Consider the following 24,935-nt stretch of genomic DNA (forward strand, 5'->3'; position numbering starts at 1 on the left):
TTCAATTGGCCTGCTCATCCGCCCACTGTGCTTCGAGCATGGAGCGAGTCAAAATCGAAGCTTTCCTTGTTTCACGCGCCTCCTTCGACTGCAATCGATTGCTGAGATCTACAGGACTATTGCGGGCATCTTCGATGGCCGCGATTAGTTCATCTCGAACATGTTGGATTTCTTGCTGGGACGGATTATCAGGGCTGTCAACATGAAGCAGTTTGTGGAGAAGACCTAGCTTCGCATAGTCTCGAATATCGTAGGACAGTGGAGAGATAGTCTCTCCGAGCTTTTCAAGACTCTCGACGGATCGGCGTGTGATCCTTGCCGCAGCTTCCTTGTGCATCGCGTGAATCATGACCCCATCGTCGTCAAATGCGAGAATCCGATTGGCCTGGTAGCCGTGCGTGAGGAAACCGCCGGAGAGTGCATGACCAACCACCAATGTAATGACCGGGTGACCCGCGAGTCGCGCAGTGCCATAAGCATCTGCTGCTGCCGCAGCCGCGAGAAAGATGGCTGCCGTCTCTTCTCTGCGCCCATAGGCCTGGCTCTTTACATCGACGATTGCGATGATCGGCCGCTTGATGGCGTTCTTATCCTGCTCGATAATTTCCCGTACCCGAGTAGCAAGCGTGTAAGCCTCTTCGAGCCCCACTTGCCCGTCCCGCGCACAGGGAAAACGCGCATGCGGGTTTCGAACGACACAGAGAAATCGCGAGATATCTTCTCCCAGCAACGCATCTGCCGTCAATACCGAATCAGGATCGCCTGACATCGGGTATGCCTGACCAGTCAGTGCGCGGAACCATACGGTCCCGCGAATGCCAGTATGTTCACTCATGGCTTCTCCTCCACAGAACTACTTGTTCCCCAGGTGGCGCGCAACTCCCTGGGCTCCCACTGACGCGACGTATCGAGCGCGGCGATTCGACCGCGATAGAGCGCCACCTGGGAACTCCGATGGACAGGCGGAACGCCCTTGGCGATCAACTGCCTGACAACGTCAGCAAGCTGTTGCGTATCGTCTTCAACGAGAGCGTCAGCTAGGCCCGTCGCGTATCGCTGCTCCCCACCGTGGATCGCCCAGATCAGCGCGCGGTCGCTTGAATCGAATTCGTCGACCCCGGATTCCTGCTCGATTACCTCAGGGCCGTTTAAGCCCAGACGGGCTTCGCGCGTCAGAACGATATAGCTTGAAAGTCCTGCCGCGAGCGACATGCCCCCAAAGCAGCCGACGGTGCCGGCAGTAACAGAAATCACTGGGGCGTGTTTCCTGAGGGCAAGAATCGAAGCCATGATCTCGGCGATTGCCGCCAGTCCAAGGTTGGCCTCCTGAAGACGCACACCACCCGTTTCGAGCAGCATGACCGCGCTGGTTGGGACACCCTTCTCGTTGTCGGCACACGCCAGATCAAGAGCGGCTGTTAGCTTCGCACCGGAGACCTCTCCCATGCTTCCGCCCTGAAAGGCGCCTTCGAGGGCAACGACTACTGCAGCCTGTCCCGAGATTTTCCCTTTCATCACGACGCATCCGTCATCTGCCTGGGGCGTAACTCCCTGCATCGAAAGCCATGGCGACTCCACGCGATCGAAGGGGCCGAGCAACTCGCGCGATGTTCCCACGTCGAAGAGTGCCTTTGCCCGTTCGCGAGCGTCTAGTTCAATAAAGCTCTGCCGATTGATGGAGTTTGCATCGTCTCTTTCGTAGCTCATTGCTCACTCACCTCCACTGCCTGCTCCAGGCGCAATAGGACACTGCCAGGTGTTGCCCCTGCGTCGTTGATCTGGATCCGAACAACCCCGTCGTACTTCGCAAAAAAGCGATCCAGCACCGCCTTCCACGTGTCGCGAAAGCCGTCTACGCTTGTTCGCACGAAAACGTGCGAGCTTTCGCCTTCGACGGGTTCAAGAAGAACTTCAAGATCTCCAGAACCCACGACACCGACATGGGCTTTCCTGGACACCTTTCGCTTGGATGGATAGTCGAACTCAATTTGCTCCATGGGAATCCTCCGGCCAACTTTTGTCAGCTTCAACCTCGGCTTGTTTCAGTTCGATGGCATCGAAAAATATGGTTGCAGCGAGAAGATCTGCACTGCCGCCTGGCGACACCTTCAAGCTCAGCAACTGGCGATCGAGGAGCGTCAATTGCTGCTTTCCGATTTGCGTTCCTACGCCTCCAGCCTTCTCCACCGCCAATGCATTTTTCTTCGCGGTAATAAGGGCATCTGTTCCTCCCCTGTACAGCAGGCACGTGTCGTCCAGACGGGCGATGATGCTCAACAACGCGTCGAGACGGGCTACGTGCTCCTTTGCACCGCTTGTGCGTCTCAAACGAAGAGTCGGCAAACCTACATCGATCACATGAGGAAATCCCTGAAGCGCTTCGCCGCGCGCTCCCGAAGCGCCATATCGCTTCGAAACGACGTCCCCATGGGAGACGAGCCGAGGTGCTGCCCGATCCTCAAAGGAAGCAATGGCCCGAGCGGTTGCAGCAATCTCAGGTGCTGTTTGATGTTCATCGTCCTGCATGGCCGCGGCCGATATGAGAAGACCCAAAACCCATATGGCCCCTTTGTGAGAGTTGGTGCCGCCCGTTGCTCTGAACATGGCGCGCTCCGCGTTGCGGCCAATCGCTGCGATCTGCTCGCGGATTCTCTGGCTAGGGCGAGCACCAGCGCATACAAATGCCATCTCGCGTAAGTACGGCTCAATCGCTACAGCGGAGACTCGCATGATGGCGAGAGATAAATCGCTGTGCGCCCCAGCGCCGCGACGGTCTACCAAGCCCGGTTTCGGTGTCAACTCCGCCTCCGCGATCAACGCCTGCCGGGCTAGACTCGACAGCCACGCTGAAGGCTCTGGATCATTCGACGGAGATCTAAGAGCTGAATTGGATGAGAAGTGTGCCATGATTACCAGCTCCGAAAGCGCGCAGGTGGGTTATAGAGTCCGCCGGACCAGGCGACCAGGTCTTCCATGCTTCGTGCTGCGAGCAGAGAACGCTTCGCCTGTAGCCGCTGTATTCCGAGATCTTCCGGGTAGGCGACGATTCCCTTACTTCGAAGTGCCGCAGTCTCAGATGCCTTAGCCTTCAGACCGACCGGGCTCACTCCAGCCACCGCTGCGAGGGCGCGACGGCGCTCCTCCAGCCCGTCGGCCTTGTATAGATACGCAATCCCTTCCTCAGTGACCACATGGCTGACGTCGTCTCCATAGATCATGATGGGAGCAATTGGCATCCCTGCCTGCTTGCCGACCTGCACCGCATCGAGAGTTTCTACGAACGCGGGGACGCCTCCACTTTGGAAGGTCTCCACGGTCTGAACCACGAGCTTGCGACCGCGAACAATCGGCTTGTTCTCCGTAATCAGATCAAGCCATGCGGGAGAACTGTGCCGTCGTCCATGAGGATCGTGTCCCATGTTGGGCGCGCCTCCGAACCCTGCCAGTCGTCCAATTGTGACAGTCGACGAGTTGGCATCGGCATCCATCTGCAGCGTCGAGCCGATAAATCCATCGACCGCGTACTGTCCTGCAAGCTGGCACAGAACCCGGTTTGAGCGAAGGCTGCCGTCTCTTCCGGTAAAAAAGATATCCGGGCGCGCCGCTATATATTGATCCATGCCTACTTCGCTGCCGAACGAATGAATGCTCTTGACCCATCCGCGTTCGATTGCGGGGATCAGGGTCGGATGCGGATTCAGTGCCCAGTGTTCGCAAATCTTCCCTCGGAGCCCAAGCGATTCTCCGTAGGTCGGCAAAAGGAGTTCGATCGCCGCGGTATCGAAGCCGATCCCATGATTCAGCGAGTGGACCTGGTGCCGTTCATACACTCCACGGATCACCATCATGCCGACGAGAATCTGCAGTTCACTGATGTGTCGCGGGTCGCGTGTAAAGAGCGGCTCGACTGCGAATGGCCGATCCGCCTCAACCACCACATCGACCCACGAAGCAGGGATATCGACGCGCGGCAGTTTCTCGACGATCTCGTTCACCTGCACGATAACGATTCCATCGTGGAAGGCAGCCGCTTCAACAATCACCGGCGTATCTTCCGTATTAGGCCCGGTGTAAAGGTTGCCCTCTGCATCCGCCTGTTCGGCGCAAACAAGAACGACATTGGGAACTAGATCGACCAGCAATCGCGCATAGAGTTCGACGTAGGTATGAATCGCGCCGATGTCGAGCTTGCCGTCTTCCAGCAGTTGCGACACGCGCAGGCTCTGCGGGCCAGCGAAGGCGAAATCCACCTTCTTTGCAATCCCGAGTTCAAATAGGGTGAGATGCTCAGGACGGCTGATGCTCGAAATGATCAGATGTAGATCATGCAGCTTCTTCGCATCGACTTTCACCAGGGAGCGCGAAAGGAAGTCAGCCTGTTTTTGGTTGTCGCCCTCGAGCACGACCTTGTCACCGCTGACAATGAGAGTTTCGAGCGCCTCGATCATCTTCTTCCGGGGCAGGATAGGACCTTTCATCCAGGGCTGAACTTGTTGCATGCGCCGTCGTTTCTCATCGCGCCGCGTCGTCCAGGAACGTGATACCTGTCCTAACGTTTGCTGTGCCATCGGATCACTCTCCTCTTGTTCACATGCTGATTACACACCGGCCCTTTCTATTTGTGAAATTGTTTGTTTACTACTCTGTGATAAGAATTACAAATATACTCATGAGATGGAGCTCCGTCAGATTCGATCATTCCTCTCTATTGCACAGACGCTGCACTTTGGCCGGACAGCCGATTTAATTCATCTCAGCCAACCAGCGCTAAGCCTGCAAATTCGAGCGCTTGAGGAAGAAGTGGGCGTAAGACTTCTGGAGAGGGATCGCCGGAAAACAACTCTGACCGCTGCAGGCGCGGCCTTTCGCGACGACGCTACGGCCGCTCTCCTGCGCATCGAGCAGGCGGTTCGCAGCGCGCGGATGGCTGCAGACGGCAAACTAGGGCTGCTTAGGATTGGCTTTATCTCAACTGCCGGCAATGAGATCGTGCCCGACATCGTTCGCGGATTCAGGGAATCAAACCCCCAGGTTGAGTTCTCGCTGCGAAATATCCTTACCATCGACCAAATCCAGATGCTGGACACAGGGTCGCTCGATATTGGCTTTCTTCGGCTACCGATTGGAGAACATCCCGAGCTTGAAGTTGTCGGAATACATCGGGAGCCGTTTGCAGTCGTGGTTCCGCGGTCTCACAAACTCGCAAAGAGGAGGAAGGTGCGCCTGCGCGAACTGTCAGGACAGGACTTCGTAATGTACGAGCGCGCCTACGCCCCTGGCTTTTATGATTTGCTCTTCGGCATGCTGCGCGATGCCGGAGTTGTTCCCAACATCTCCCAGACCGCAGGACAAATGCCTACACTCATCTCGCTGGTGGACGCGGGGATGGGAATTTCGATTCTCCCAGCCTCAGCGGTGAGACATAGTGTTGCATCAGTAGTCGCCTGTGAGATTGCAGACGCGATACCAATGTCTGAAATCGGTCTTGCCGTTAATCGTGGAAATCACACAGCCACCGTAGAAAATTTCAGGTCTTACGCGCTCGGAAGGCCAGGACGGACTGGGAGACGCGTCTCCCCGAAGCGGAAACTTTCAGGTGGCTCCGTTGTGAACAACAGCAGTTTTATAGATCACTCATAGAATTCAAAGCGGCCTTCGCGAACTAGTCCTCATCTTGAATGCCGGGGCGCAGTTCGGAACCACTAAGCATCGGGCAAGTGACGGATTCGAATCCACATTCGCAATCAACCATCTCGCGCACTATCTTCTGCTCAGGCTTGTGGCTCCTGGCCTCGCGAAGAACGCCACCATTGTTATCACCACGAGCGATGTCCATGATCGCAAGCAGGTTCCCATTGGACCGAAGGAACTCAATCCCGAGGCACTGGCTCATCCCAAAGACAAGGGCGGCTTCATGCCGGGAATGAGGGCTTACGCAAGCTCGAAGCTCTGCAACCTACTCACTGCGCGTGCTTTTGAAGCCTCCCTCAATGCGCAGAGCAATGGCGTGCGAGTCATCGCCTACAATCCTGGACTGACTCGCGGCACGTCGCTCTTTCGCGAATGGCCTTGGTGGGCAAAGCTGATGATGGCGGTGGCTTCTAGACTTCGGTCCACGAACACGATCGAGCAGGCAGGGAATGCGATTGCTGACCTGGGGCTCGGCACGATTGTGCCGCCGTATGGTCGCATATACGCCTCACTGGTGAAGGGCAAGCTGACGTGGCCCGATCCTTCGGAGTTGGCACAAAGCGATACGGCAATGAGGGGACTGTGGGTAGAAAGTGCTCAAATGGTCGGTCTACCCGAACAGGTACAAGGCAGAGTCACAGAGGCGTTCTCGCAAAAAATGACAGCTCTTAGACATACCCGAGACACGGTAACGGCCGGATCGCCCTATAGTACCCAAAGATGAATCCATCCGGTCGTCGGTTTCTGCTTATCTTCAGCGTCTGCGCTGCCTGGACGCTTATTTCCTTGGCCCCCATCTATAAGTATCTGACTCATGGCAAAGCTACCGCGGCCGTGTTACTCGGTATCCTGTTCATCTCTCTCGGAATGCACTGGCTCGATCGACTCAATCGGCAACAACGTCAGATCAGCGCCGGCTGGCTCCTGTTTCTGTTTCTCATTCTCACGGCAGCATTTGCAGCACTCTATCCCATCTCTCTGAAACACACCCTCAACACTGGTTCTGACCGGGAAGATGCTCTCCGCATAGAACTCAACGCCGTGCACCATCACCAGTACCCCTACGATGCCCGCACGTTCCTGGGCAATCCGCCCACCCCACTGCCCGGAGCCATGTTGCTAACTGCACCCTTCTTCGCGCTCGGGCACATTGCGTGGCAAAACTTCCTTTGGCTTGCCCTCTTTTTCGTCTTCACGATTCGCTTTTTCCGCCACCGCGCAACCGCTCTCTTCTTCCTCGCGGTTTTTCTTCTGCTGGCACCCGCAAATCTCAGCGACTTCACGTCGGGCGGCGACTACCTCGCCAACTTTTTCTATCTCGCAATCGCTGTCGCACTCTTCATTCGATCACTGAACCGCGCATTCTATGCCTGCATTCCTGCGGCGCTCTTTCTCGGAGTCACACTCTCTTCACGCATCATCTATGCGATTATTCTTATTCCATTGCTGGCGCTCACACTGCAACGTACTTCGCGTTCTCGCACCATCGCATTGTTTGTCATCGTTCTTATTGCGGCCACCGCCGTCACTCTCCCAGTCTTCGCGCCCCACGCCTTCACGAATCTCTTACAACAACTGGATCAAAATGCACGGAAGCTTCGTTATATTCCGACCGCACTTCATCCTCGATGGACACTTCCACTGCTTGCGGTGATTGTTGCCTGCACCACCTTTTTTGTGCGCATGGATCTCCCGCGTCTCTTCCTTACCTTCAGCGTCACCAGCTTCGTGATGCTCGCGCCGTTCGTTGTTACCTTCGCTCTCCACTCGGAAAGGCTGCGGTACAACTTTTCCTATCTCAGTGTCTGTACCCTGTCCTTCTCTCTGTGGGCACTGTCGCAATATGAGCGCATAGCCAAGCAGGCGACTTCTGCATCGGACGGGCGGTGGATGAACGTCTCGCATGAGCAAGAATCGGCTTGAGTTATTGAGTAGGGCGCAGTGGGAGTTGATCGAGGCTCTGCTGCCTCGGCCGAAGCGACGCACGAAGCCCAAGAGCCTCGACCTGGGTATAGTCGATATGTAAGCGCGGCGTGCGGGCCCGTCGTCCTTCTTATCAACAAATTATTAACGGAGATTCTCATGGTTGCTTCACTCAATCTTCCTCAATGTTGCGGTGAATTAAACGATTATTGGTCACCACGGGTCATCGGCAAGGTCAACAACCAGTTTGTCAAGGTCGCTAAGCTTTTAGGCGAACTCACATGGCACAAGCATCAGGACGAAGACGAACTGTTCCAAGTGATCAAAGGCAATCTGCGCATCCAGATTGAGGGCCAAGCTGACGTGAACCTCTCCGCGAATGACTTCTGCATCGTCCCGCGTGGCACTCTCCACAATCCCATCGCTGAAGAGGAATGTTGGATTGTTTTGATCGAAACCGTCACGACGAAACACACGGGAGATGTGATAACCGCTCAAACGCGTTCCACAGACGAGCAGCTTGGCGCGGCTTAGTTCCTAGATCAGGAAGACTGCCGATTAGGAAATCGTGCGCAAAGCGGGCCATGCAGATCGACGATGGTCGGCAAAGGCTCCATACGAGCGAATTCGCGCCCTCAGAGCGAGGCCTTTCTCAGCAATCTCGATCCAGATCACGACTTCGGCCAGGTCTTTGTTGCCGAGAGGGACTTATAGGCCTGACCGCTTCTCTTCTCGACGATCGTCGTGATCTAAAGTTGCCGGGTGCCATCAGCAGGACAATTCCAGGTCTGGGATGAAAATGTACTTACCCAGCCTTATAGAGGGTGTATGTTGATTCCGTTCGTCGGAGGGGTTCAGGCACAGCGTGACAGTACCGTCTGATCGGAGCAAGGAATTCGAGCAGGTTGCGTTGGTGCATGCAGAATCGTTGTTGCGCGTCGCGCAGCGAGTGACTCGCAATCATCATGCTGCCGAAGATGCTGTGCAGGAGACGCTCCTTTCTGCGTGGCGTTCCTTTCATCAGTTTGAAACCGGTACCAACTGCAAAGCATGGCTCTTCAAAATCTTGATCAATTTGCTGAATAAGAGCCGTAGTCGCCCAGTGCTTGTGATTGTTGATCTACCAGGAACTGTTGTGCTGGAGAACGTCACACCCATTCGCAACAACTATGAGGATCTGGCGCGGTCCGATGTCATAGCCGCGATTGAGTCTTTGCAGGAAGAACAGCGCATTGTGCTGTTACTTGCTGCACTCGAGGGCTTCACCTGCAAGGAGATTGGCGTGATGCTTGGTGTTCCGATTGGTACGGTGATGTCTCGGTTAAGCAGGGGACGTGCTGAGGTCCGTAGGGCATTGCAGCCCAGGAACTCAACAAACGAGTTTTCGGTAGGAGCAAGATCATGAATTGTTCTGACGTGCAGTACCTCATGCCTCTTCACCTGTCAGGCGAGCTGGATAGCGCATCCATGGTGCAGTTCGAACGTCATGTGGACGAGTGCCTGGCATGCCGGAAGGAAATAGAAGAGCACCAGGAATTGAACAAAGGGATGCGCGCCGCCCTGCTCTCTGAGTCCGTGGACACGACCGCTGTGCGCAGACGAGTGCTCGCCGACATTAAGGGGGAGCGGACTGCTTCGATCGTCGCGACCGCGCGTCATCCCTTTCGGATCGCATTCGCCATTGCCGCAGGGTTGCTCATCATACTCACAATTGGCGCGACATATGGTGACAATACGCGGTATGAACAAGCGAGCCTGGACCACGTCGGGGAAGTCGTGAGGGCAGAGCACGTGGAATGGCGTACGCAAAGTAGCAGCATTGGACAGCTTGTATCTCAGTGCATGAAAACACCGCCGCAGTTGCAGCAGTTAGCGATACCCGGCTATCAACTATTGCGCGGTAAGGAGTGTGGCATCGCGAAGAGACCCTACATCCACCTGGTCTACGGCAACGGTGCACAGCAGATTTCCATGTACATACTTGAAGGCGATGAACATGGATTCCTCCGCCGCGTCTTGACCAGCGTGCAGCCGCTTGTTCGGAGCCGCACCGAATCAGGCTACAACGTGACAGAGGGTGATACGGCCGGCAGGCGCGTTTTGCTCGTGAGTAAGCTCTCGCAGAGCGAAGCACAAGTCATTGTGAAACATGTGTTGCAAGCGATGAGTTGAACCTTCACGTAGACCGAATCACGGTGCGGATGCCAGTGAGCACCTAAACACAATGTGATCGAGAGCTGAATGGGCCTTAAACAATGCAAGCGAACAGAGCGGCGCTCTATCTTGAGGCGTCGCAGAAAGATATTCACGTGAAGAGAAGCGGGTTAGTTGTAGGACTGATGATCGCAGGTATCTCCCTTATGTTTTGGGTTGGCTGGCATAATCTCCGCGCGCGCAGGCTCGCGATGCAACAAGCCGAAGCGAACAGGATCGTCCTGACTCCCGCCCCTGCAAGTTCCGGCACAGCGCAGGCCTCTCCATCCGACACTGATCCCGCTGAAGTCCTCATGCGCGGCAAAAAAGCTCCTGCCTTCACACTCACAACCATCGACGGCAAAAAAGTTTCTCTCAGCGACTACAAGGGCCGTCCCGTCCTGGTCAACTTCTGGGCTACGTGGTGCGGAGCCTGCAAGCTCGAGATGCCCTGGTTCGAGGAGTTCCAGCAGAAGTACGGTTCGCAGGGCTTTGAGATCCTCGGCATCGCTCAGGATGACGCTGCAAAGGATGAGATCGACAAGGTCGCCAAGCGTATCAATGTCAGCTATCCCATCCTCTTCCCAGACGCCAAGGTTGCCCCCGCATACGGTGGCGTTGAGTACCTCCCTGAGTCCTTCTACGTTGGCCGCGACGGGATCATCCAGATTCAGACCGCCGGACTCGCTTCCGACGGCTTAGGCGCGAAGGATGAGATCGAAGCCAACATCAAGCGCCTTATCGCCGGTGGTGCCACCGCCCTTCCGAGCTCCGGAGCCGCGACCGCTGCCCTAATCCCCTTAAATTAATACGGCCCGTCGTGATCTTGAACTCAAGGTCACAACAGGCCAGATCAATCAGCTTCTAAAAAGGCGAGTACAGCCGACGCAAACGCCTCCGGGTTTTCCTCCGGTGGATAGTGTCCGCTTCGCGGGATGAGCGCGACGCTGCCATCCTCAGCGAACTCATTCAGCACAACCTCCGGCATGGTACCTAGAAAGCTCTCTGCTCCGGCTACAAACAATATCCGCATTTTGAGCCGCCCCGAGTCCCTCAGGAACGCCTCGTTATCCTCCCCGTCGTGATCGAAGGCGCGATAAACCTCGAAGCCCGCTTTCATGCCACCGGGACCGGCATAGTGCGCCGTATAGTGGTCGATCACTTCCGGTCCAAAGGCGCCGAGGTTGAAGGCGATCCTGTCGAAGAAATCCTGGATGTACATGCGCTCGCGTCCGGCGGTGAGTGCTTCCGCCATATTGTTTCTGGCGTTATGCCAGAAGAAGTGTGCCAGATTGGAGTTTCGCAGTTTACCCGTGGTGAGAAAGGCCTTGAACGTCGGGGTTCCCGGCACGATCGCATCGACCAGCACGAGTTTCTTCACGCTCTCTGGATAAAGAGTGGCAAACGCAAAGGCCACCGTCATCCCAATATCGTGGCCCACCATAATGACCGGATCGGCCATCGCCAGATGATCTATCAGAAGTCTATGAATATCCTTCGCCATCGTACGTTTGTCATAGCCGCTCGCCGGTTTCGACGAGTTACCCGCTCCGCGATAGTCAACTGCAATCACCCGGTATCCGGCTGAAGCGAAGATCGGCATAACGTGACGCCATTCCCACCAGGTTTCGGGATATCCGTGGACCAGAACCATGGTCTCCGGTCCCGATCCCACTTCGACATAGTGCAACTGCACACCCGGTTCTACTTCGGCCATTCCGTGCTGAAACTCACTTACGTCTGTCACAAATTTCTCCCAGGCAGCAGATCATCCCTCTACCGATTTCTTTAGTGATCACTAAAGCATTCTGATGAAGCTTACAGGTCAATCGGTGCACCGAATTCATGGCTACGGCTAAGAAGCACGTCGGGAAGGAAGAAGACTTCGGCCATTAGAGAAGACGAGGGGCGGCTGTGTGACAAGAACGTGACATCTCCCGCATGGCCCCTAGTTAAAATCAAGACACGATGCAATCAGTTAACCAATTGGACCTACTACCCGCGGGCACTCCAGAGGAGCTTGCTGGCCCTGCCGAAGCTCCAGTCCGGCAGGCACAACGCATACCCGGTATGGACGTATTGCGCGGCTTTGCTTTGCTGGGCATCTTGATGTTGAACATTGAGGACTTTGCCGGCCACGAAGCTCTCTGGAACTTTCCTGTCGGCCTCTTGAAGCCGGCCTTCGTCGGCTGGCATGCGCACCTCGATTACGCCCTCGTGACCCTCAAGTGGCTCTTCGCCGAAGGCAAGATGCGCGGGCTCTTCTCTATGCTCTTCGGTGCCGGAGCCGTGCTGCTGATCGAGCGTATCGAGAGTCGCGGAAACGGCTCCCACGCCGCAGCCGTCTTCTACCGGCGCAACGCGTGGTTGCTGCTTTTCGGAGTCTGTCACGGCTTCCTGATCTGGTCCGGTGACATCCTGCTCTATTACGGTCTCCTGGCGTTGCTCTTTCTCTATCCGCTACGCCGTATCGCCGCGCGCAAGCTGATCGTCCTGGGGCTCGTGCTCTGGATCGCCGGCGGCACCTTCGGCTGGACGCGGATGTTCGATGTACGCCAGACTCTGGCCAGCGACACGCAACTGAACGTGGCCAAAGCCGCCGGTCCCTCGGCCACCCCGCAGCAGCGCGCACTGATTGCCGCCGACACGAAGCAGCAGAGAATCGATGCGGCCGATGCAGCAGACTTCGTTCGGCAGGAACGGCTTGGCTATGTCGGCGGATTCCGCCACAATGTGGCCTCTGAGGTGGACTTCCTTAAGCGCGTCTTCGGGTCTTTGCTGATCCTCGAGATTCTTGGCGCCATGGTCACCGGCATGGGCCTGTATAAAGTCGGATTCTTCAGCAATAAACTCTCACGAGGTTGCTATGTTCTCATCGCCGTCTGCGGCTACGCCGTGTCGTCTTCGCTGGTGTTGACCGGACTCTGGCATATGCACCGGGCTGGCTTCTCCGCGGCAGCAGACGCGCGCTGGATGACGATCCCCTATGCGACTGAGATTGCAGCCGCCACACTGGCAAATGCATCGGTGATCCTATTGCTTGTCAGGAGCGGACGCCTGCGCTGGGCCCTCCGGCCCCTGGCCGCCGTGGGACGCACTGCCTTCAGCAACTACATCCTGACCAGTTTGCTGTGCAGGACAATCTTCTCCTGGGGACCATGGAAGCTCTTTGGCCAACTCGAGTTCTACCAGTGGTATCTGGTCGTGCTTGGTATATGGGGGCTGAATCTCGTTCTGAGCTCACTCTGGCTGCGTGTGTTCGCCTTCGGACCGCTGGAATGGGTATGGCGCTCCTTGACATACTGGAGGCGTCAGCCGCTGCTTCTGCGTGAGATCGTGTCCTAGACCTTTGAGATCCACGGCCCTCCCATGATCGCCAAGGTAATGGTGCATCTCCTCAACAAGATATTGGAAGTCTCGCGCTTAGAGATGGAAACTTGAACTATGCATAGTTCGGAAGTAGCGATGAAGATCGAGTTTCGGGAAATGACGACGGTTGATGACGCGACAGCGTTCCGGATGCTGAACGAGGAGTGGATCACGAAGACATTCTCGCTCGAGGCGAAAGACGTCGAGATACTCGGCAACCCACAACAGACAATCATCGACAAGGGCGGACGGATTCTCATGGTGTCGGCTAATGGTGAGGCCGTGGGATGCGTCGCGTTGATCCCGATGGAAGGCGGCGTCTATGAGCTTTCGAAGATGGCGGTGTCGCCCCAGCTGCGCGGAATGGGAATCGGTCGGAAACTGATCGAGTACGCCATTACGCAGGCTCGGGAACTCGGAGCGAAGTCGCTGTTCTTAGGCAGCAGCAGCAAGCTGCCTAATGCAGTGCACCTGTACGAGGCTGTTGGATTCCAACATGTACCTCCGGAGCGTCTGCCACCGAATCCCTATGTGCGCGCAAACGTCTTTATGGAGATGGCGCTGTAACGACTCTCAGTGGAACGCCGGAAGAGTTGATGGACGAAACCCTTGGGCACCGCCCATGGATCTCTGTCCGCCCGGGCAGGGCGCGACATTTCAATTCAACCTACCTGGACTGATCGTGCACCGTAAGTAAAATCCGACCAGCCAGACCCGCAAAGAATAACTTGGATCGGTTGCCGGGTGCCCCATTCATATGCGTTTTGGGGTATAGGGAGCCCATCCCATCAAAGAATTAAACTCTCAAAACCACCCAAATCCACCATGTCAACCCCCTCGCAACGCCCAAAACCCACAAAACCCGCGTCCCCATTGCCGATTTCTCTCCCAACAACTTGGCATAGTTACCCCACCGACCCGCTACAATAGAGGTAGCCCCCAAAACCTAAACCCCACGCCGAGCCTCCATCGCCCTTGCAGACCCAACCCCAATGCTTGCCAGACTTTACCGATAAAGTGTCTAGCTAGACGACTTTACAGCCAAAACGGAGCTCAGGTGGGGGGATACTTTCTCCTCTAACCTGTTTCATCGCCCTACCTTAGAGCAAAAGTATGACCGGACGGGGGTGGGGGGTACCCCCGATACCCGACGTCCCACTCAACCCAATCGCCGACGGCCCAGAGTGCCGGACAACTTGTCCGCACACGGCCAGATGAAAAACCCAGGTCTATGAGCTCGTGGTCTCGAAGTTCAAAGAATGGCCGTAAATTCGGGTAGCCAAGCCGCCTACCGGCTTCGCCGTGGCGCGACCGTGCTTTGCTCGGGCATAACCGCAGATTTGCGCTTGCCGTATTGCTGAAGTGCGGTAACACTTGTGTGAGCCAAAGGCTAAGAGGAGATTCGGGGATGAGGAAGATTGCGATTCGATTCGCCGCAGTTCTGTTGATTGCGATTGGGGTGCTACACGCGCAGACGCCGGATATCTCGGGAAACTGGCAAGGAACGCTGCAGGCGGGAAAAGGGCTGCGGACCATCCTGAAGATTTCGAAGACCGACAGCGGCGGATGGAAGGCTCTGCTGTACAGCATCGACCAGGGCAGCGATCCAATCGGCGTTACCTCTGTAACGTTGGATAAGCTTAGCTTCGGTTTCACGATCAAGCCGCTGGATTTGACCTACTCCGGAACGCTGAATGCTGATCACACCGCGATCGAGGGGAACGCCACCCAACACGGCCAGACGAATGTGCTGAACTTCGCCCACGTTACTCCAGAGAACACGTGGGCAATTCCCGAGCCGCCGAAGTCGATGCCGGCAGACGCGAAGCCCAAGTTTGATGTGGTGACGGTGAAGCCCAGCGATCCGAACCGGCCTGGGAAGCTGTTCACCATTCGCGGTCGCCAGGTGTTAACGATCAACACCACGCTCAACGACCTCATCACCTTCGCCTATTCGCTGCAGACGAAAGAGATCGTGAACGCGCCCACGTGGATGGATGAGAAGTACGACGTCGATGGCGTCCCCGACGTAGAAGGCCAGCCGAGCCTTCCGCAAATGCGTATGCTGATTGCGGATGCCTTGGTGCAGCGGTTTGGCTTGAAGTTCCATACCGAGCAGCGCGAATTGACAGCCTACGCGCTGACCGTCGCCAAGGGCGGACCCAAGCTGACCGTCTCCACTGCCCCGAAGAATTCGCCAGGGGGCTTCGGCTTCCGCGGCTTAGGTGACCTCCACGTTAGCAACTTCACAATGAAAGACTTCTGCCACGGCATGCAGGAGGCAGTGATGGACAAACCGGTCGTCGATCAGACTGGGTTGACGGAGCGATATGACTTCGCCCTCAACTGGACTCCTGACCAATCGCAGTTTGCATCCTTTGGAGCACACATTCCTCCGCCCAATCCCGACGACCCGAATGCGCCGCCCAGCCTGTTTACCGCGCTGCAGGAGCAGTTGGGATTGAAGATGGACGTCACCAAAGCAAACGTTGATGTGATGGTCATCGACCACATCGACAAGCCTTCCGCGAACTGACGCCGCGCATTGTGATTGGCATCTATCTAACGAAGCAATTTGCCATCATGGCACGATCAGGATTGGCGCTTGCCAAAATGTTCCCTTCTGGCCGGTGGGATCAAGGATGGTCACCTGGCAATCGTATTGGCCCGGCGGTATCTCACTGAGGCCGATAGTGAAGTTCAATGGCACCGTTCCCAGGCGGCTCAGTGCCGCAGGCGTCACCGCGACCGGTTGGGTTTCGAAGACCTTCTTCTGCGCCTGGTACAGGGTGACAAAGGCGACCAGCGGCGTCGTGATGGTCGAGCTCTCCTGATATGCCTGAAGGTAGACGTAGATTTGCTTTCCCTGGCTGAAGACCCTGGTTACGCTGGGAATCAGCTTCTTGTTGTCCTCTACCAACGGGTTCGCGGCGGTATCCTTGATCTCTTCTTTGCCCTTAGCGGCGTTGTACAGAGAGTCTTTGAGATCGATACGCTGACCGCTCAAAACCACCGAACTAATCGGGACTTTCTTCACCTCCTTCGTTAGGTTGGGAATGACAAAGTTGGTCTGATACGTTCCGATGCGGCCCGTCTCATCGTCGCGCGCGAGAAATTTGATCGAGTACTTGCCGGGAAGCAGGGTGAAGCCACTGTCATACTGGATCGGCCGTTTGGCCAGTTCGGCCGCTGTCGCATCGCTCAATTTGATATTTACGTTGTCGCGGACATTGCTCACCGTAACGCCGCCGTACACATCCTTGACCTCAATGACGAAATCGATCAATGTATGCTCGGCACCGCCGCGCTTAGCAAGCGCCAATTCGCGCCCTGGAATCTTGACCATGATGGGAACGAAATACTCGGCTCGATTCAACTGAAAGTAGTTGATCTCCATGGCAATGGTGAGTTCGGTGATCGGATCCTCAAGCATCAGTGCGTCTTCAAGCTGTCGCTCTTTATCTGCGACGGTGAACTTGCCGAACTCTTTCCCAGCGTAGTAGCCCTGGCGATAATCCAGCTTGGCCGAAGTGTCGCTGTTGACGGAGATTTTGACGCGTCTGAACTTTCCGTCCAACGCGGCGTTGGTGGTGTAGTACTCGATGAGGTAGTACTCGGAGATGGCCTTCTGCGCCTGAACGATGCCCCGTGTGAGATCGTTGTTGTCGAATAAAGCCTTGCCGCCAGTGTCGCCTGCGAGTGCGAAGAGTGTGTCCTGCGACTGTTGAAAGCGCGTTGTATCGGCCTGCTCTGCGGTTCCTGAATACATGCCGACGTTGCCCGGGGATCCTTGCGTAGCATCTCCGAGCGGAGCCTCGGCAACGAGGCCGCGCGAATCGATTGGCCAAAAAGAAACGCCGGCGCGGACGGCGGCGTCGATAGTCGCATGAAGCTGCGCTTGATTGTCGACGCCATTCAGCCGCAGGCCGCTGGCGAAGTAGATCAGAGCCTTCTTCTCGTTGATGTTGCCGAGCATCTTCGACGCAGTTTGCAGCGCGGAAAGCTGGCGATCCGTATTGAAGATATTGAACTCACTATCGTCCTGCCCAAACGAGGCGCCTGTGTCGGAGGTGCTGGCATCGTCGGCGGATTCGACCGAGCCCTGACCCTCGCCGACGACCATCGTCTCGAGAATGCTGAGCAGGCGATTGCGGTCGGCTGTGAAGTCCTGGAGCACATCGACGGAACCACCTGAATATCTAAGGATTGAAACGAGGTCCACCGCGGTGATCTGTGTCCGGATAAACTTCTCAGCGGCGCGGAGTGCACGCAGCTGATCGCCCGGCGGCATGGCGCTCATGTCAAAGTAGAGCGCAAGCAGTCTCCGATTCTTGTAGTTTGCGGACTCCAACTGCTCTGGCGCAATCTGGGTGCGGGCAAGGCGCTTGTAGATCTTGATGTTCTCTTCCGTGGAGGGCATGGGCGCGATGGGAAGAGGCTCGGACGGCAGGGTTTGTAGCTCGCAGTAACGAATCTTCTGAGGGACCCCGTCTTCGGTGAGCGTGAAGTCCTTGGCTGTCAATCCTTCGATGGGCTTGCCCTGCTTGTCTTTGACTACAACTGCTTCGACAACCAGCTGCGACCGCATCGACATGGTGTAGGTTTGGGCAGCATCGGGAGTTTTATTCTGCCCAATAGTCTGGGCTCCAGCACTGAGTGTTGCGAAGAGACATAGGGTCGCTATCAATCGCATGGTTAGAACCTCAGTCGCGCAGTGACTTGCAGGCTGCGCATCGCGTTGGCTGCTGCCGGCAGACCAAAAAGTGGATTCAGCTCAGGCGTGAAGACCGAGTCTGGTCCCGGATTGGTGATGGGATTGAGCGTCGTGTTCCAGCTGGAATAGACGACGTGATTGAGCAGATTGAGGGAGTCAACTCGTATATCGAGGTTGTAGCGTTTTCCGACGCGGAAGGTACGCGACAGCGAGGCGTTGAAGGTGAATTGTCCTGGCCCAGTGATGGAGTCTCGACCTGCGGTTCCCCACTGGCCGGGCAGGGGCGCGGCGAAGGCTGACGGGTTCAGGAAGTGCCCATTGGAGCCGGCGTAGATGGAGCCGCTCGCTCGGTCAGGACGAATGCTGCCCGTGACGCCGGTGCCGTTCACCGCTGCCAGATAGATGGGCGTCTGTGGCAAACCGCTGCCGGCCACGATGGTAGCAGCGGCGGTCCACTCCTTAAAGAATTTCCCTCGCCAACCTCCAAGAAGTGTTCCGCCACCGATTCCCATGCCGGTGGTGTATTGGATCTGGGCGTTCAAGAGATTACGCTGGTCGAAAGTGGAGAGACCGCGTTCGGCTCGCAGGTCCAGCCAGTTCTGCGCGATGGTTGCCGCCGGTACGGTGGGCGCGACCCCGCCGGCCGGCACTGGTCCCTGGCCTCCGAGCGTGGCATCGTCGTCAATCGACTTCGAGTAAGTGTATTGCAGGTTTGCAGTGAAGCCAGCACGCAGTCTGCGGCGCAGTTGGATGCTTCCAGATTCACGGGTCGAGTCGCCGCCCGAGGTTTGATACACGTAGCCTGTGGGACAGAGGGGGCAGAGATCGGTTGCGCCGATTGGATAGGTTTGGGGTAGAAACTGCTGGACTCCGCGTGTTCCCTTGATGCCGAGGTAGGTCACGGTCATCTGCAGGGATGCGGGTAGATCACGCTGCACCGAGAGCTGCCACGTCTGCGCATAGCCGACGCGAAAGTTCGGATTGACTGCGAACAAGTATGGGGTGATCGAAGAACAGGGATTGAATCCGCTGGCGAGTGTCTGGGGACAGTCAGGGCCTGTTTGCACACTCACGCTGGTAGAGAGCGGTTCCTGCTGGGCCATCTGCAGGGCTGTGTTCTGGTAGACCGAGGTGTCGTCATAGATACCGTATCCGGCGCGAACCACTACGGATGATCCGGGAATTGGGCGCCAGGAGAGTCCTATTCTTGGCTCGATCCCCAGCTTGTCGGGACGTATGAGCGAAGTTGGATACTGCTCGTTGGTGATCGGACTCTTGGGGTCGCTGCCGAGGACCGGTGCGACGGCGGTAAAGCCTGGAGCGATATCGAGGTTCACAATGCGCCCATATAGTTCTGTGATGGGCGCACCGTACTCCCAACGAACGCCGGCGTTGATGGTAAGTTCCGGTCGAACTCTCCAGTCGTCGGTCGCGTAGAGGTCGTACACCGATTGCCGGAAGTATTTACTGGCATTGCCGTAGGCGATCTGGCTGGTATCGGGGATGCCCTCGAGGAAATCGGCCAAGTCGGAGACACCGGTCGCTGCGCCCGTAAACGTGAAGTTGCCTCTAGGGTTCTGCTGGGAGAGGTAGTTGAATTCCTGCCTCCGGAAATCGCCACCCACTGTGATGTTGTGGCGCCCACGGTAATACTGTGCGGATTCGGAGACTCCGTCTGTGCGATTGCGATCAAAGGAGCTGTTCGCGTCGGTGAGACTGGCGATGCCGCTGGAGAAGGTGAGTGTGGGAGGTCCCCAGTCGGATGGGTCCTGAAGATTGCCTGTTACGCCAGCCTCCAGGGATACATTGATGCGATTGGCGAAGAAGGGAACGACCTGGGTCCTCAATCGGCTGAATTGGAAGCCAGTGTTGAGATAGATCTCGTGGTTCAGGCGGTGCTGCCAATTGATGGTGGTGTTGAAGCCCAGCGTGTCGGTGGTATCGAGAAAGCCGAAAAGGTTGGTGTTATCAGCGCGGATGCTTTGGAATGCGAAGACTCCATAGACCTGGTCTTTGTGGCCAATGGACTTATCAAGGTGGATCTGCATGGCGTCCTGATGGGAGTTATTGAGGACGGGAATCTGGTAATTGTACTGGGAGTTTCCAGCGACATTGGGCAGCGGATAGAGCTGCAGCAGATTTTGCGCGACTGGATCGACCGGATCGATGACGCCGGTGGACAGATCGCCGTTGCGTTGAGCCTCGGTGGGTACCAGCCCCGGAACGCTGGTCGCGGTGCTGTTCCGGATCCACTCGTAGACGACAAAGAAATTGGGGCCGCGTGGCATCAGATGCGGAATATTAAGTGGCCCCCCGAAGGTCACGACACCGGTGATCGTGCTGTAGCCCTGCTTGGGTTCAACCAGGCCACTTACCGAGAACGGTCTGGCATCCAGCGCCGAGTTGCCGAAGATTAAGGAGATGCCGCCAGTATAAAGAGCACCATAGCCCTTGCGGGTATTGCCGAAGGCGGATGCCAGGCTGAATTGTGAAGTCGCTGCATTATTGACGCTGCCGTTGACTAGAAAACCGTCGGCGGCTTGCTGCGAGGTTGCTTCGGATGGCTTGGGCACCTCAGCGGGCTCGGCGGGTTTGTTCGCCGAAGTCTTTGCCGGCGCTTCGGGGAGACTTGCTGTGACTGAGGTGGTTGCTCCTGCCTTCAACGGCGTGGCGTGGGCGAGGATTTCGGCAAGCGGAAGTAGTTTCAACTCCCATTTGATCGCGGGCGTACTTGGTGAGACGGAGATGACTTGTTCGACGGTTGCGAAGTCGGTCATCGAGATCGTGATCTTCCATGTGCCGTCAGGGAGGTCTGGAAATTCGTAACTACCGTCTTCATTGGAGATCGCAATGAACACGCTGGAGCCTTGTGTGGCAGTGATCGTAGCGCCCGGCACTGGTGAGCCGTTGAACGTAACTTGTCCGTGATTTTCTGACGCTTGGGCGATGCTCGAGAGTGAGAGGATGGCAAGCGCGAAAAGGATGGAACGATAGCCCTTAGCCCACCGCCGTGACATCGATTCCATCATGTGCTGATCGTTCTCCAAACTTCAAGGATTCGTTGAATCGTCTTCGTATCTTTCTTCTCTCAGTTCTCCGAAGGGTATTCAACGGAATCAATCACAAACGTATCCATCTCTTCCTTGCCTGGTTGCAGTTTCAGACCAAGCTGTTCTTCGAGAGCGGTAAAGATGTCGGGAGGCGCCGCAACGTCAGGTGAGGGCGGTCCTGCATCGTCCGGAGACCAGCTCAATTGAAAGTTATAGTTGCCGGCGAGGCTCGTCTTATCGACGACGACCCGTTTCAACTGAGCCGAAAGCTGGTCAGCCAGCCGCGTTACCGGTACACCGGTGGCAACCAGATTGCGGTTATGAACGCTCATGCCGCCGGCCCGAACCCCATTCACCCCTGCATCGCTTTTTTGTTCGATAGGGGTAATCTCCTTGAACTTCGGTCCCCCCTTGATCGTTACGAGCTCGTAGACGGGCAGAACCTTCCTCTCACGATGGAACTTCAGCTGGAACCTGTCGGCGAGGATCGGTTGCTGCATCGACGTGAACTCTTCCGGTGTCAACGCCTCGAGTTGTTTTTTGTCGGGATCGATAATCTTTGCCTTGATATCGAAGTGCGCGGTGTCGCCCCATTTCGGTAGGCCGAATAGTTGGGCCTCCTTCAGGCTGTACGCGCTAAGGATCATTGTCTTAAGCGAGACGTTCAAGGCATCGAAGTTGCCATCATCGATGTCAATGCTGACGCGCCCGTTGTCCGTGTGGTCGGGCTTGATCGAGACCACATCGTAGCTGGGCACCTTGACACCCGCTGTCGGCGCCAATGCAGGCCCCTGCGCCTGCAGACGCGGAATCGCGAGCAGCCCCATCCAGATCGCGGCACTGCCAAGTGAGATGACATGCCCATGCCAAATCAGTCGCCTGCGCATAAAACCGAGCTGCCTCCTGTTGCGATACCTGTCAGACGAAGCGGAAGTGGCGAAGTTTCTACTGGAGCACTAAAAGAAACCAAAATCGGTGTTCCAGTTGACTATCTTGAATCCCGATGCGAATTAGCTTTGCCGCCCTCTCTACCAGCCGCAGGGGACAGCGGGAGCAAGCCGAATAGCCTCGCGCAAACAGGCTTACCCCCTTGATTTTGAACCCGCTTTTCAAGTTCATAAACCCCGCATTCCTAATTTTCTGCAGGCCGCTCGACATGATCGATCACCAGTGTCTCCACCGGCTCCTTCGCCGACTCCAACCTCAACCCAAGCTGCTCCTGCACGATCGTAAAAATCGAAGCCTCCGGATTCTGTGTGCCGTCTGCAGCGGCCGCTCCCGGCTGCTGCATCTCCAGCTTGATATCGTATCTGCCGGTCAATCCGGTTTTGTCCACCACCACTCGCCCCGTTTTGTTCGACAGCACCACAGCCAGCGAACTTATCGGAGTCGCATAAAAATCCACGCTCCCATTCGCCCCCATAGAAAACATGCCCCCGCCCCCAGGCACCGCACCAGCGTTGGGATGCTCCTTCAAAATCGTCGCCGACTCAACCGACTTCGCTTCCTGGAACTTCGGCCCATTCTTCCCCACCACCAGCACATACACCGGCCTCTCCGGCATCTCGCGATGCACGGCCAACTTGCACCGATCCTTCAGCAGCAATTGCAGCATCGCATGCATCATCTCTTTTTGCTTCGCCGGATCCTTCCAAACGGCCATATCCGCCTCATCGACCCGCGCGTCGATGTCATATAGTTCCGACTTCATCCAGTCCGGCACGCCCACCACCCGTCCGTCGGTCGAAAATCCCATGAATGCACCGTCCGCGGGGACATACGCCATAAACAACGCAACGATCAGTGGACAGCGCGTCATCCGAAACGCATCGCCCGTCAGGTAAAGATGGTCTGCATCGCAGGATTCGGTCCCTGACACATTTCTCCGCACCGAAGCCGCCGCAAACGCCAGCGGCTTCCCATCCGCACCGACCATTGGCGCAACCACCGAACCCGACACAGCAGGATTCTGCGCCAACACCTCCGAAGGCATAGCAACGGCCACCCATACCGCGGCAATCAACACCAGACTCTTGCTCCACGAAGCGTGCATGCCACCGATACGCCGGACGGCACGCAGCAGTTCCATAAATCCCCGCCGCACAGACCCTGGGGTTTCAGCGTTTGCGCCGCCGGAGGCTACGAACTTGCCGCGGGGACAACCTGGTCGGAGCTTCGGCGATTTAGGCCAATCACTTAACAGAAGGACATTTCTCAAGACGAATCCAGTCCCACAGCGTCTATCCCCAAGTCGCCGAAAACCCCGCTTATACTTAACACCACTTTTACCCGAGGCAATGTTAGCCAGCTCCACTCACGCGTTCGGCCCTGTAGCATTCAGTCTCTATTTTGCTTCACCGCTGAGGTTTCCATGCGAGCAGCCTTTGTCTTCTTCGCGCTTCTTTCAGTCTCGTCGATGGCCCAGACCGCGGTCGTCTCCAAGTCCTTCGTCATCGCCGACGTCCATACCAGCCCATTCACGTCCAACCCGTTCATGCATGGCAACTCCATCCAGGGCGACCGCTACTTCCTCACCCAGGCCACCATGATCGATCTCATCGCCACCGCCTACGGGGTCGATGCAGCCAACGTGCACGGAGGTCCCACCTGGCTCGAGCGCGATCGCTACGACATCCGCGCCAAAGTCCCTCCCAACACCACATCGGACGACGTCAAGCTCATGCTTCGTACACTGCTCGTCAACCGTTTTCACCTCGTCGTCAAAACCGGCACGGCTCCTATGCCGACCTACATCCTTTCCGCCGGCCCGGGAAAGCCCAAGATGACCCAGTCGGATGACCCCGGCGAAGGCTCCTGCGTCCCTCTGCCTCCACCGCCGAACCCTTCCCCTGGCGCTCCTTCCTATATCACCATCAACTGCAAGAACCTCACCATGGCTGCTCTTGCCGAAACTCTCCATGATTTCGCTGGCGGATATCTCGATCAACCTGTTGTTGATGAAACCAATCTCGCCGGAACCTGGAACTTCACCATCAAGTGGACCGGCCGCGGCCAGCTTGAAAAGCAGGGTGCCGACGGCATCCCCATCTTCGCCGCTGTAGACAAGCAGTTAGGTCTCAAGCTGGAACTCAAAACCGCGCCTCGCCCCGTCTTCCAGGTTGCGAGCGTTGACGAAACTCCCACCCCGAACGCGCCCAATATCGCCGAGGCACTTCCCGAGTGGGCCCCTGTTCCCTTCGAGGTCACCGTCATCAAACCCAGTGCCCCCGATGAGCAGGGGTATGGCCGCATCACCGGTGACCGCATCGAGACCCGCGCGATCCCCCTCATGTTTCTCATCACCTTCGGCTGGGACCTCAATCCGAACAACAAAGAGAGCATCGTCAACGCGCCCAAATGGCTCGACACCACTAAGTTCGACATCCTTGCCAAGGCTGGATCCAATGTTCCCGTTGATAAATTCTCCTCCGGTAGCATGATCAACTACGAAGCACTCCGCAGTATGCTTCGGGCCATGATCACCGAACGGTTTCAGATGAAGTGGCACATGGAGGATCGCCCAGTCACCGCCTACACGCTGATCGCAGTCAAGCCCAAACTCACGCCCACTCTCGACCCGACCGAGCGCACCCGATGCAAGGAGGGCCCAGGCCCTGATGGCAAAGACCCTCGGATTGCGAGTCCCATCCTCAACCGGCTCCTCACCTGCCAGAATATGACCATCGCCCAGATTGGCGACGAGCTCCAACACGTAGCCAACGGCTATATCTACAATCCCGTCGTCGACGGCACTGGCATCAACGGATCCTATGACTTCACTCTTAGCTTCAGCTCCGCCGATAGAATCCTTCCCGATACCGGCGGCCCTGCTAACAAGTCCGATCCCAACAGCGCCGATCCCAATGGCGCCCTCTCCGTCTTCGACGCGATCAGCAGGCAGCTAGGCCTCAAATTAGAAAAGAGCAAGCGCCCCTACCCGGTCCTTGTGATCGACCATATCGAGGAAACTCCTACGGCAAACTAGAGCACTCTTC

General features: G+C 56.7%; 21 protein-coding genes. 11 read left to right on the forward strand and 10 right to left on the reverse strand.

Annotation, left to right across the window (positions count from 1 at the left end; all coding sequences use genetic code 11):
- Position 1: 1 nt before the first annotated feature.
- From mdcE to mdcA, 5 genes are read right to left on the reverse strand one after another with little or no spacing between them, the layout of a single operon-like run.
- Positions 2-835, reverse strand: a complete 834-nt coding sequence (mdcE, locus tag GSQ80_RS21960; protein ID WP_158789765.1) for a biotin-independent malonate decarboxylase subunit gamma — start codon at positions 833-835, stop codon at positions 2-4.
- Entirely contained in the window at positions 832-1,707 is an 876-nt protein-coding gene (locus GSQ80_RS21965; RefSeq protein ID WP_158789766.1) for a biotin-independent malonate decarboxylase subunit beta, read from the reverse strand. Before GSQ80_RS21965 ends, mdcE begins: the two co-directional genes overlap by 4 nt.
- Positions 1,704-1,997, reverse strand: coding sequence for a malonate decarboxylase subunit delta (locus tag GSQ80_RS21970; RefSeq protein WP_158789767.1), 294 nt, complete (start codon positions 1,995-1,997; stop codon positions 1,704-1,706). Before GSQ80_RS21970 ends, GSQ80_RS21965 begins: the two co-directional genes overlap by 4 nt.
- Positions 1,984-2,907, reverse strand: coding sequence for a triphosphoribosyl-dephospho-CoA synthase (locus tag GSQ80_RS21975; protein ID WP_158789768.1), 924 nt, complete (start codon positions 2,905-2,907; stop codon positions 1,984-1,986). Before GSQ80_RS21975 ends, GSQ80_RS21970 begins: the two co-directional genes overlap by 14 nt.
- 2 nt (positions 2,908-2,909) lie before the next feature.
- Entirely contained in the window at positions 2,910-4,499 is a 1,590-nt protein-coding gene (gene mdcA, locus GSQ80_RS21980) for a malonate decarboxylase subunit alpha (RefSeq protein WP_254059852.1), read from the reverse strand.
- Here mdcA and GSQ80_RS21985 point away from each other — a divergent pair.
- From GSQ80_RS21985 to GSQ80_RS22015, 7 genes are all read left to right on the forward strand, one after another.
- Entirely contained in the window at positions 4,498-5,640 is a 1,143-nt protein-coding gene (locus tag GSQ80_RS21985; RefSeq protein WP_158789770.1) for a LysR family transcriptional regulator, read from the forward strand. The genes mdcA and GSQ80_RS21985 overlap by 2 nt on opposite strands.
- A 139-nt stretch (positions 5,641-5,779) precedes the next feature.
- Complete coding sequence (locus GSQ80_RS21990) at positions 5,780-6,415, forward strand: hypothetical protein (protein ID WP_216850523.1); 636 nt, start codon at positions 5,780-5,782, stop codon at positions 6,413-6,415.
- A gap of 62 nt (positions 6,416-6,477) precedes the next feature.
- A complete protein-coding gene (locus tag GSQ80_RS21995) occupies positions 6,478-7,614 on the forward strand; it encodes a hypothetical protein (RefSeq protein ID WP_254059853.1) in 1,137 nt (378 codons plus the stop codon).
- A 159-nt stretch (positions 7,615-7,773) separates the two neighbouring features.
- A complete protein-coding gene (locus GSQ80_RS22000) occupies positions 7,774-8,148 on the forward strand; it encodes a cupin domain-containing protein (protein ID WP_158789771.1) in 375 nt (124 codons plus the stop codon).
- 331 nt (positions 8,149-8,479) lie between these two features.
- Complete coding sequence (locus tag GSQ80_RS22005) at positions 8,480-9,019, forward strand: sigma-70 family RNA polymerase sigma factor (protein WP_158789772.1); 540 nt, start codon at positions 8,480-8,482, stop codon at positions 9,017-9,019.
- A complete protein-coding gene (locus GSQ80_RS22010; protein ID WP_158789773.1) occupies positions 9,016-9,786 on the forward strand; it encodes an anti-sigma factor in 771 nt (256 codons plus the stop codon). The genes GSQ80_RS22005 and GSQ80_RS22010 overlap by 4 nt, the downstream gene beginning before the upstream one ends.
- Before the next feature lie 83 nt (positions 9,787-9,869).
- Positions 9,870-10,616, forward strand: coding sequence for a TlpA disulfide reductase family protein (locus GSQ80_RS22015; protein ID WP_305794655.1), 747 nt, complete (start codon positions 9,870-9,872; stop codon positions 10,614-10,616).
- A 44-nt stretch (positions 10,617-10,660) separates the two neighbouring features.
- Here the strand turns inward: GSQ80_RS22015 and GSQ80_RS22020 are convergent, their stop codons facing one another.
- On the reverse strand, positions 10,661-11,524 hold the full coding sequence (locus tag GSQ80_RS22020; protein ID WP_158789774.1) for an alpha/beta fold hydrolase: 864 nt from the start codon (positions 11,522-11,524) through the stop codon (positions 10,661-10,663).
- Positions 11,525-11,877: 353 nt separating this feature from the next.
- On the opposite strand from GSQ80_RS22020, the gene GSQ80_RS22025 reads away from it, so the two are divergent.
- From GSQ80_RS22025 to GSQ80_RS22035, 3 genes are all read left to right on the forward strand, one after another.
- Positions 11,878-13,152 (forward strand): DUF418 domain-containing protein, encoded by a 1,275-nt coding sequence (locus tag GSQ80_RS22025; protein WP_158789775.1) that lies wholly within the window; start codon positions 11,878-11,880, stop codon positions 13,150-13,152.
- Between the two features lie 120 nt (positions 13,153-13,272).
- Positions 13,273-13,743, forward strand: coding sequence for a GNAT family N-acetyltransferase (locus tag GSQ80_RS22030; RefSeq protein WP_158789776.1), 471 nt, complete (start codon positions 13,273-13,275; stop codon positions 13,741-13,743).
- A gap of 841 nt (positions 13,744-14,584) precedes the next feature.
- A complete protein-coding gene (locus tag GSQ80_RS22035) occupies positions 14,585-15,712 on the forward strand; it encodes a TIGR03435 family protein (protein WP_158789777.1) in 1,128 nt (375 codons plus the stop codon).
- Positions 15,713-15,757: 45 nt separating this feature from the next.
- Here GSQ80_RS22035 and GSQ80_RS22040 read toward each other — a convergent pair whose 3' ends face one another.
- The 4 genes from GSQ80_RS22040 to GSQ80_RS22055 form a co-directional block, all read right to left on the reverse strand.
- Entirely contained in the window at positions 15,758-17,869 is a 2,112-nt protein-coding gene (locus GSQ80_RS22040; RefSeq protein WP_158789778.1) for a VWA domain-containing protein, read from the reverse strand.
- A 2-nt stretch (positions 17,870-17,871) separates the two neighbouring features.
- On the reverse strand, positions 17,872-20,919 hold the full coding sequence (locus tag GSQ80_RS22045) for a carboxypeptidase regulatory-like domain-containing protein (RefSeq protein ID WP_254059854.1): 3,048 nt from the start codon (positions 20,917-20,919) through the stop codon (positions 17,872-17,874).
- A 59-nt stretch (positions 20,920-20,978) separates the two neighbouring features.
- Positions 20,979-21,827 carry a TIGR03435 family protein gene (locus GSQ80_RS22050; protein WP_158789779.1) on the reverse strand — a complete coding sequence of 283 codons (849 nt, stop codon included), beginning with the start codon at positions 21,825-21,827 and terminating at the stop codon, positions 20,979-20,981.
- Positions 21,828-22,072: 245 nt separating this feature from the next.
- Entirely contained in the window at positions 22,073-23,029 is a 957-nt protein-coding gene (locus GSQ80_RS22055; RefSeq protein ID WP_158789780.1) for a TIGR03435 family protein, read from the reverse strand.
- 282 nt (positions 23,030-23,311) lie between these two features.
- Between GSQ80_RS22055 and GSQ80_RS22060 the strand changes: the two genes are divergently transcribed.
- Complete coding sequence (locus GSQ80_RS22060) at positions 23,312-24,925, forward strand: TIGR03435 family protein (protein ID WP_158789781.1); 1,614 nt, start codon at positions 23,312-23,314, stop codon at positions 24,923-24,925.
- Positions 24,926-24,935 lie beyond the last annotated feature (10 nt).

It is taken from the genome of Granulicella sp. L46, from assembly GCF_009765785.1.
In the GTDB taxonomy this organism is placed as follows: Bacteria; Acidobacteriota; Terriglobia; order Terriglobales; family Acidobacteriaceae; genus Granulicella.

Bases quoted from the DNA above. Each gene is read 5' to 3' on its own strand.
- mdcE (WP_158789765.1), bottom strand. From the start codon at position 835: ATGAGTGAACATACTGGCATTCGCGGGACCGTATGGTTCCGCGCACTG.
- GSQ80_RS21965 (WP_158789766.1), bottom strand. From the start codon at position 1,707: ATGAGCTACGAAAGAGACGATGCAAACTCCATCAATCGGCAGAGCTTT.
- GSQ80_RS21970 (WP_158789767.1), bottom strand. From the start codon at position 1,997: ATGGAGCAAATTGAGTTCGACTATCCATCCAAGCGAAAGGTGTCCAGG.
- GSQ80_RS21975 (WP_158789768.1), bottom strand. From the start codon at position 2,907: ATGGCACACTTCTCATCCAATTCAGCTCTTAGATCTCCGTCGAATGAT.
- GSQ80_RS21985 (WP_158789770.1), top strand. From the start codon at position 4,498: ATGCGCCGTCGTTTCTCATCGCGCCGCGTCGTCCAGGAACGTGATACC.
- mdcA (WP_254059852.1), bottom strand. From the start codon at position 4,499: ATGCAACAAGTTCAGCCCTGGATGAAAGGTCCTATCCTGCCCCGGAAG.
- GSQ80_RS22000 (WP_158789771.1), top strand. From the start codon at position 7,774: ATGGTTGCTTCACTCAATCTTCCTCAATGTTGCGGTGAATTAAACGAT.
- GSQ80_RS22010 (WP_158789773.1), top strand. From the start codon at position 9,016: ATGAATTGTTCTGACGTGCAGTACCTCATGCCTCTTCACCTGTCAGGC.
- GSQ80_RS22015 (WP_305794655.1), top strand. From the start codon at position 9,870: ATGCAAGCGAACAGAGCGGCGCTCTATCTTGAGGCGTCGCAGAAAGAT.
- GSQ80_RS22020 (WP_158789774.1), bottom strand. From the start codon at position 11,524: ATGGCCGAAGTAGAACCGGGTGTGCAGTTGCACTATGTCGAAGTGGGA.
- GSQ80_RS22025 (WP_158789775.1), top strand. From the start codon at position 11,878: ATGGACGTATTGCGCGGCTTTGCTTTGCTGGGCATCTTGATGTTGAAC.
- GSQ80_RS22030 (WP_158789776.1), top strand. From the start codon at position 13,273: ATGAAGATCGAGTTTCGGGAAATGACGACGGTTGATGACGCGACAGCG.
- GSQ80_RS22035 (WP_158789777.1), top strand. From the start codon at position 14,585: ATGAGGAAGATTGCGATTCGATTCGCCGCAGTTCTGTTGATTGCGATT.
- GSQ80_RS22040 (WP_158789778.1), bottom strand. From the start codon at position 17,869: ATGCGATTGATAGCGACCCTATGTCTCTTCGCAACACTCAGTGCTGGA.
- GSQ80_RS22045 (WP_254059854.1), bottom strand. From the start codon at position 20,919: ATGATGGAATCGATGTCACGGCGGTGGGCTAAGGGCTATCGTTCCATC.
- GSQ80_RS22050 (WP_158789779.1), bottom strand. From the start codon at position 21,827: ATGCGCAGGCGACTGATTTGGCATGGGCATGTCATCTCACTTGGCAGT.
- GSQ80_RS22055 (WP_158789780.1), bottom strand. From the start codon at position 23,029: ATGGAACTGCTGCGTGCCGTCCGGCGTATCGGTGGCATGCACGCTTCG.
- GSQ80_RS22060 (WP_158789781.1), top strand. From the start codon at position 23,312: ATGCGAGCAGCCTTTGTCTTCTTCGCGCTTCTTTCAGTCTCGTCGATG.